Source organism: Belliella filtrata (genome assembly GCF_022549775.1).
Taxonomy (GTDB): Bacteria; Bacteroidota; Bacteroidia; order Cytophagales; family Cyclobacteriaceae; genus Belliella; species Belliella filtrata.
Genome location: NZ_JAKZGP010000003.1, coordinates 160,905 through 168,288, shown reverse-complemented (window position 1 = coordinate 168,288; position 7,384 = coordinate 160,905). Strand labels below are relative to the sequence as shown.

The 7,384-nt window shown below is 38.9% G+C and carries 6 protein-coding genes; all 6 read left to right on the top strand.

The window, feature by feature from the left end; genetic code table 11:
* Window positions 1-233 precede the first annotated feature (233 nt).
* The 6 genes from tatA (at window position 234) to ruvA (ending at window position 7,374) form a co-directional block, all read left to right on the top strand.
* Window positions 234-440 (top strand): twin-arginine translocase TatA/TatE family subunit, encoded by a 207-nt coding sequence (gene tatA, locus MM239_RS02860; protein ID WP_241291522.1) that lies wholly within the window; start codon window positions 234-236, stop codon window positions 438-440.
* 12 nt (window positions 441-452) lie between these two features.
* Window positions 453-1,880 carry an Asp-tRNA(Asn)/Glu-tRNA(Gln) amidotransferase subunit GatA gene (gene gatA, locus MM239_RS02855; protein ID WP_241346441.1) on the top strand — a complete coding sequence of 476 codons (1,428 nt, stop codon included), beginning with the start codon at window positions 453-455 and terminating at the stop codon, window positions 1,878-1,880.
* A 14-nt stretch (window positions 1,881-1,894) separates the two neighbouring features.
* The gene (locus tag MM239_RS02850; protein ID WP_241346439.1) at window positions 1,895-3,304 is read left to right on the top strand and encodes a LysM peptidoglycan-binding domain-containing protein; all 1,410 of its coding nucleotides are present in this window, start codon (window positions 1,895-1,897) and stop codon (window positions 3,302-3,304) included.
* A gap of 69 nt (window positions 3,305-3,373) precedes the next feature.
* Window positions 3,374-4,483 carry a DUF4837 family protein gene (locus tag MM239_RS02845; RefSeq protein ID WP_241346437.1) on the top strand — a complete coding sequence of 370 codons (1,110 nt, stop codon included), beginning with the start codon at window positions 3,374-3,376 and terminating at the stop codon, window positions 4,481-4,483.
* A 21-nt stretch (window positions 4,484-4,504) separates the two neighbouring features.
* Window positions 4,505-6,778 (top strand): NADP-dependent malic enzyme, encoded by a 2,274-nt coding sequence (locus tag MM239_RS02840; RefSeq protein WP_241346435.1) that lies wholly within the window; start codon window positions 4,505-4,507, stop codon window positions 6,776-6,778.
* On the top strand, window positions 6,775-7,374 hold the full coding sequence (gene ruvA, locus MM239_RS02835) for a Holliday junction branch migration protein RuvA (RefSeq protein ID WP_241346433.1): 600 nt from the start codon (window positions 6,775-6,777) through the stop codon (window positions 7,372-7,374). Before MM239_RS02840 ends, ruvA begins: the two co-directional genes overlap by 4 nt.
* Window positions 7,375-7,384 lie beyond the last annotated feature (10 nt).

The following is a 7,384-nucleotide window of genomic DNA, read 5'->3' as shown; positions in this document are numbered from 1 at the left end:
TCGATGATTTAGTCTACAAAACTCGGGAAGTTGAAAGACCAGGTAGAAAGCTACCCAGGCTCAAAAAGCCAAAAAAACCTCATTATATGAATTATAAACCAATTTAATCCTTAACTAAACGACATTGATTCGTATATTTATAAAAAATAAAGAATATCAGTACAGTAAATCCTTTGTGATAGCCTAGTACTCTTATATCTTTGTACCATATTCAAAATCTAAATAACAAGATCATGACTACATTAGGTTTTATCGGAGGAATGAGTCCAGGATCCATGATACTTATCATATTGGTGATTGTGCTATTCTTCGGTGCCAAAAGAATCCCTGAGTTAGCAAGAGGGCTGGGTAGAGGAATCAGAGAATTCAAAGATGCTACCAAGGAAATCCAAAACGACCTCGAAGAAGGTTTGAAGGATGACAATAAGAAAAAAGACTAAAAGATTCAAAAATTGGAAAAATTCCTATCATTTGACGAAATAAAACGATCGCTAGAAACCAAAGAGACGGATTGTAAAGCGATTGTAACTTATTACCTCAAAAACATTGAAACGAAGGCGCATCTAAACGCCTTCGTTGAAGTTTATACTGATTACGCTTTGGCGCAAGCCGAAAAAGTCAATGAGAAGTTGGCCAATGGAAAAGCTGGGAAACTTGCGGGTATGGTCATAGGCATCAAGGATGTACTTTGCTTGCGAGGCCAAGAAGTCAATGCTTCGAGTAAAATCTTAGGAGGCTTTGAGTCTCAATTTACTGCTACCGCAGTTCAAAGACTTATAGATGAAGATGCAATAATCATAGGCAGGCTGAATTGCGATGAGTTTGGTATGGGTAGTTCCAACGAAAACTCTGCACATGGAAAAGTACTCAATGCAGCAGATGAGACAAGAGTTCCAGGCGGATCTTCTGGAGGCTCAGCTGTAGCTGTTCAAGCAAACCTTTGCACAGTATCACTAGGAACTGACACGGGTGGATCAGTTAGACAACCTGCGGCCTTTACAGGCTTGGTTGGTATCAAACCGACATACTCAAGGGTGTCTAGGTGGGGCTTAATAGCCTACGCTTCTTCATTTGACACAATTGGTGTTTTTTCGAGAAATGTCCCAGACAATGCCCTAGTAATGGAGATCATGGCTGGAACAGATGAATTTGACAGCACTGCTTCACGCAAACCTGTGCCAGCATACAGTGAGTTGCTGCATTTTGAAAAAAGAGCAAAAGTTGCTTACCTCAAAGAGACAATCGAGTCTGAAGCCTTGCAACCTGAAATCAAGGCTAATACCTTAAGTGTATTGGACAAGCTTAGACAAGAAGGTCATCAGGTGGAAGAAGTACAATTCCCACTTTTGAAATATATCCTACCTACTTACTATATCCTTACTACAGCAGAGGCAAGTTCAAATCTCTCGAGATTTGATGGCGTGAAGTATGGGTACAGAACACCAAATGCTCACAACCTAGAAAGCATGTATAAGCTTACAAGGTCTGAGGGCTTCGGTGATGAAGTGAAAAGAAGAATCATGCTTGGAACATTTGTTTTGAGTGCCAGCTACTATGATGCATATTTTACCAAAGCACAAAAAGTAAGAAGGTTAATCAAAGAATTCACTGAAGACTTATTGAATAAATATGATTATATTGTTATGCCAACTACGCCATCTACGGCGTTTAAGTTTGGAGAGCATAGCAATGATCCTGTAGCCATGTACTTAGAAGACCTTTTCACTGTACAAGCATCTGTCTCAGGTGTACCAGCAGTATCCATTCCTAATGGGACAGACGCAAAGGGATTGCCTATAGGACTTCAAATCATGGCAAATAGCTTTAAAGAAGCAGAGCTTTATGCTTTTGCCAATTATTTGACAAAATCAGAAAATTAACATTTATCCTGACCATGAAAAACTTCTTCAAATCACTTTCTATGGTACTGCCAACTTTCTTGCTTTGTAGCATGTCTGTTCATGGTCAGGAGTTATACAATCTCAACACGACGGGAATTCAAGAAGAAATGATAGCTCCAAACTATCAATATGAATACATTCCTGATTTCACATTTGACGAAGTAGCTAAGAAGATTAGGGCTATGGAAACTGACATGCCTTTTGAACTGAATGATAGAATTTTTTCATTCATCAACTATTTCGCTGTTCGAAATCGTGATTACACCAGAATGGTCCTTGAGAGAGAAGCCGTATACTTCCCCATGTTTGATGAAGTCCTTGACAAGCATGACATGCCATCAGATATTAAATATCTTTCTATCATAGAATCAGGACTGAACCCGAAAGCCAAATCTAGAGTAGGTGCTATGGGACTATGGCAGTTCATGCCTGCCACTGGCAGGATGTACAGCCTGAATGCCAACAATGACATAGATGATAGAATGGATCCAGAGCTTTCTACAGATGCCGCAGCTAAGTATCTTAAGTCTTTGCATAGAATGTTTGGGAACTGGGAACTGGCACTAGCAGCTTATAACTGTGGCCCAGGTAATGTGCGTAAAGCGATCAGGAGGTCTGGAGGAAAGCAGACATTCTGGGGTGTATATGATTATCTCCCAAAAGAAACAAGAAGCTATGTACCACAGTTTCAGGCCATGATGTATATCATGAGACATGCTGCGGATCACAACCTTTTTCTTGAAGAACCCACCTACCCTATTGCTCATCAAAAGATTCAATTCAATCAAGAGCTAGATTTAGAAGAACTTGCTGCATTAACCAACATTTGTGTAGAAGATTTAGAAAGGCTTAACCCCTCCATCCAAAACAGACTCATTCCTTCTTCTCATAAGCACATCGCTCTAAAAGTACCAGCTTCGAAGGCTGACTTCATCGCTCAAAATAAGGATGAATTTAAAAATGCAGTAGCATTAAGTGATGAAAGAAAAGTTGTGTTGAGAGCTTCAAATAACTTCAGTAAGGAAACTCCAAAATCAACAAATGCTCCTGCTAGTGCGGGAGAATTGATTACTTATAGAGTTAAAAGTGGAGATGTTTTAGGTAGTATAGCCTCACGACATGGCACTACTGTGACCAATATCAAATCATGGAATAATTTAAGTTCTAATACGATTAGAGTTGGTCAAAATCTAAAAATTTATTCAAAAAATGCTCCCGTAACTCCTTCGCAGCAGACTTTAGCCGAGAATTCTAATGGCACAAAAACTTACACAGTACAACCTGGAGATTCTTTATGGTTGATTTCTAAAAAGCTAGATGGAGTGACAATTGATCAGATTAAGAAACTAAACAATCTTAATTCTAATCAAATCAAACCAGGGCAAAAGCTTATAATTGGCTAATCAACTAATTAATTATTTTTGTTTACTGTTTATTTAGTTATATTAGTAGCTAACACAGACAAAAACGTTATGAAAACAATCAAAAAAATATTTCCAGCAATCCTTGTTCTATTTGCTATCACGATTTCGATATCCTCCTGCGATAATTCAGAAGAAAGTAAAAATGCAAATAAACCAAAAGCCAGAGGAGCCATAGGTGAAATCATCCTGGCAATTGACTCTACCAAATGGCAAGGACCTGTGGGAGATGCTTTGAAAGATATTTTCCAAGCAGATGTAAAAGGGCTTATTAGAGATGAAAGTATGTTCACGGTCAGAAGAGTAGATCCGAGAGCTGTTACGGGCATATTGAAGCAAGCTACCAATGTTGTGTATGTCACTACATTTGATGATAGATCTTCCGGAAGTCAGAGAATCAATGCACTTTTCAGTAAAGAGTCAAAAGAAAAAGCTGCTGAAGATCCTTCACTTTATATGCTAAGAAGTGCTGATGAGCATGCCATAGGTCAAGAATTGATTTACCTTTTTGGAAGGAATGATGAGACCCTTATTCAAAACCTCCAGGCCAACAAGAGCAAGATTCAGAACCTTTTTCATGTAAGAGAGAGAGAGCGCTTAGAAAAATTAATCCTAGGAAGAAAAAGCGGAGCTGCAAGAGTAGCTGGAGAAAAACTAGGTCTCAATATACAAGTACCGACCTCCTATCAAGTTGCAAAATCAGAAGATAACTTTCTTTGGTTACGACAACCAACCCCAAGAACTGACAGGGCGGACATCAGTCTGTTTTTCTATGAAATGGACTATACAAGTGAAGAGCAAGTATTTCCAGAGGAAATTATTAAACTTAGAGAAAGCATAGCTAAAGCACATTTGTACAGTGATCCAGACAATAGGAATTCCTATCTAACCATTGAAAAAGTTGACCCAACACCCTTATTTACCAATTTCAACATCAAAGGCAATTATGCTGTTGAGTTGAGAGGCGGTTGGAAAACAGCTAATTTATCAATGGGAGGCTCATTCATGTCCTACACCATCGTGGATACTGAAAAAGGAAAGCTTTACTATATGGAAGGCTTCGTATACTTCCCAAGTCAAAACCATCGAGAAGCTATACGAGAAATTGAAACACTACTTTTAGCAACAGATATCATCCCAAAGGAAGAGAAATCTAGCTAAAAGACTAAACTACATACCTTTATGGCGATTAAAATTAGAAAAGAAGACGCTTTAAATTATCACACCCTGGGCAGTCCGGGGAAAATAGAAGTAATCCCAACAAAACCATTATCAAGTCAACTTGACCTGGCACTTGCTTACTCACCCGGAGTAGCAGAGCCATGCAAGGAGATTGAAGCTGATAAAGAAAATGTATACAAATACACCTCAAAAGGTAATCTTGTAGCAGTTATATCAAATGGAACAGCCGTTCTAGGACTCGGAGACATAGGTCCAGAAGCTTCCAAGCCAGTAATGGAAGGAAAGGGAGTTCTTTTCAAAAAATTTGCAGGAATTGACGTTTTTGATATCGAGATTGATGAAAAAGATCCAAAGAAACTAATCGAAATCATCAAATCCCTAGAGCCAACATTCGGTGGCGTAAACTTAGAGGACATCAAAGCGCCAGAGTGTTTTGAAATCGAAACTACACTCAAGCAGCAGATGAAAATCCCTGTGATGCACGATGATCAACATGGAACTGCAATCATTTCAGGTGCAGCTTTAATAAACGCACTTGAAATTGTTGGAAAAAACATTGAAGATATTAGACTAGTAGTTAATGGTGCTGGTGCTTCAGCCGTATCATGCACCAGATTCTATATGAGTCTTGGAGTAAAAAGAGAAAATATCGTAATGTGTGACAAGGAAGGAGCAATTAGAACTGACCGTGTCAACTTAGATGAAATAAAGAGTGAATTTGCTACCACTAGAAGAGACATCACCACTTTGACGGAAGCATTATTCAATGCGGATGTTTTCTTGGGTCTGTCAGCTGGAAACATTGTTTCTGGAGATCAGATAAAAGTGATGGCTCCTAACCCAATCGTATTTGCCTTAGCAAATCCTGACCCAGAAATCCCTTATGAAATTGCCATGGCGGCAAGAGAGGATTTAATCATGGCGACAGGCAGATCGGATTATCCAAATCAAGTCAACAATGTCCTTGGCTTCCCTTACATTTTCAGAGGTGCATTGGATGTGAGAGCTACAGCTATCAACGAAGAAATGAAACTTGCAGCTGCTAAAGCAATAGCTAAGCTTGCCAAAGAGCCTGTGCCGGAAATCGTAAACAAAGCCTACGGAGACAATAAACTTGCATTTGGTCCAACTTACTTGATTCCGAAACCATTTGATCCAAGACTAATTACCACCATTTCTCCAGCAGTTGCCAAAGCAGCTATGGAATCTGGTGTTGCCAAATCTGCAATTTTGGACTGGGAAGCCTATGAACTTGAACTTCAGGAAAGAATCGGCATAGATCAGCGATTGATGTCAAGGGTAATTGCCAGGGCCAAGAAGGATCCAAAACGAATCGTGTTTGCTGAAGCGGATAATGTCAAGATACTTAAAGCAGCTCAAACGATACGCGATGAAAAAATCGCAATCCCAATCCTACTAGGAAATCAGGAAAGAATCAATCAGCTTATCTTGGAAAATAAGCTTGACTTAAATGATGTAACGATCATTGATCCATACAGTCAGCCTGAGAAACTTCAAATGTATGGAGAGATCCTATTTAAAAAACGTCAAAGAAAAGGATTGACGCTCAAAGAAGCCATAAGGCAGATGAGAGATAGAAACTACTATGGTGCCATGATGGTAGAACTGGGTGAGGCTGACGCTTTGATTTCAGGCTTGACCAAGGATTATCCCAAAACTATCCTGCCATCGCTACATGTTATAGGTGTCAAGCCAGGCACTGAAAGGGTAGCTGGAATGTACATCATGAACACAGACAAAGGCCCATATTTCTTTGCTGACACTACGGTGAACCTTAATCCTACCGCAGAGGAATTGGTTGAGATTATTGGGCTTACGGCCAACGGAGTGAAATTCTTTGACATTGACCCAAGAGTGGCTGTGTTGTCTTATTCCAATTTTGGTTCAGCCAAAGGTGATATTGCATCCAAAACAGCCAAAGCTACAGCAATTGCCAAGCAGAAATTCCCTGACCTGGTAATCGAGGGAGAAATGCAAGCTAACGTAGCACTCAATGAAGAAATTCAAAGAGAAAATTATCCATTCAGTGCATTGATTGGAAAAAAGGCTAATACACTAATTTTCCCTGACCTAAGTTCTGGAAACATAGCATACAAATTACTCTCAGAAATAGGAAATGCAGAAGCTATAGGTCCCGTGCTGTTAGGGATGAACAAACCCGTGCACATACTTCAGCTTGGTAGCTCTATAAGAGAAATCGTCAATATGGTAGCCATCGCAGTAGTAGATGCTCAATCTACAAATCAATTATGATCGCATATTTAAAAGGTAAATTGGTCTTCAAAGACCCTACTTATGTAATTATTGATATCAATGGAATAGGCTATCAAGTGAAAATTTCACTTCAAACCTATTCAAAAATAAAAGATGAGGAGCAAGTTATGCTCCTCACTTTTTTGCATATCAAAGAAGATGCACATACACTTTACGGCTTCAAAGAAGAAAAAGAAAAGAAACTCTTCCTCAACCTGATATCAATCAGTGGCGTTGGTCCTAATACTGGTCTGATGATTTTGTCCTCTTTGAGCAGCGAAGAACTTGAATCAGCCATAGTGCAAGAAGATTTCAAGACAATTCAAAATGTAAAAGGTGTAGGTGTTAAAACAGCTCAAAGAATTGTTTTAGAATTAAAAGACAAAGTCAAAAAAGATGTGATTTTAGAGAGTGGCTCACCTTCTGTAGGATTTATAAATCATAACAATAAAATCAAAGAGGAGGCGTTACAGGCTCTAATTACTTTGGGATTTCCGAAAGCAACGGCAGAAAAAAATATTACTACGATTTTGAAAAAAAATGGTTCGGAAATTTCCTTAGAAGATTTAATTAAAGCATCTTTAAAGTCTACTTAGTCCTTTAATT